Raw genomic sequence first — 653 nt, forward strand, 5'->3', positions numbered from 1 at the left:
GCGAGCTGGGGTTATCGATAACCAGCTTTATAGTGAGAGCCGAGAAGGTGTTCCTCAAGGCGGGCCGTTATCGCCCTTACTGGCGAACATTATGCTCGACCCTTTGGACAAAGAGCTTGAGAAACGAGGCCATAAGTTTGCTCGCTACGCGGATGACTTCACTATCTTGGTGAATACTCCACGTGCGGGTAAGCGCGTGCTTAGCAGTATCAGCAGCTTCCTGAGTCACCGTCTGAAACTGATCGTGAATTCGGTCAAAAGCCACGTCGTCAAAACCAGTGAAAGCAAGTTCCTTGGATTCACATTCAAGGCAGGTCGCATTCAATGGCACCCAAAGACATTGCTGAAATTTAAGCAACAGGTCAGACGGTTAACGAACCGTAACTGGGGCGTGTCTATGCACTACCAACTCTCTAAGCTCAGCCAATATTTACGTGGCTGGATAAATTACTTTGGTATCGCCAGTGGTTATCAGCGATGCGTCGATCTAGATCATTGGATCAGGCGCAGAATCAGAATGGCCTATTGGCGACAATGGCGAAAGCCGCGCACCAAAGTGAGACGCCTAATGAAATTGGGTGTGCATGTTCAAGCTGCAGTAGCGTGTGGTATCACCAGCAAAGGGCCATGGCGCAGTGCTAAAACTCCGGGGG

At 50.2% G+C, this 653-nt stretch carries 1 protein-coding gene; it reads left to right on the forward strand.

Annotation, left to right across the window (positions count from 1 at the left end):
* Window positions 1–653 (forward strand): reverse transcriptase domain-containing protein (locus GVO62_RS19295; protein WP_268891204.1); only part of this gene is annotated, 653 nt, incomplete at both ends.

It is taken from the genome of Alteromonas sp. KUL150 (genome assembly GCF_009811475.1).
GTDB classification, from domain to species: domain Bacteria; phylum Pseudomonadota; class Gammaproteobacteria; order Enterobacterales; family Alteromonadaceae; genus Alteromonas; species Alteromonas gracilis.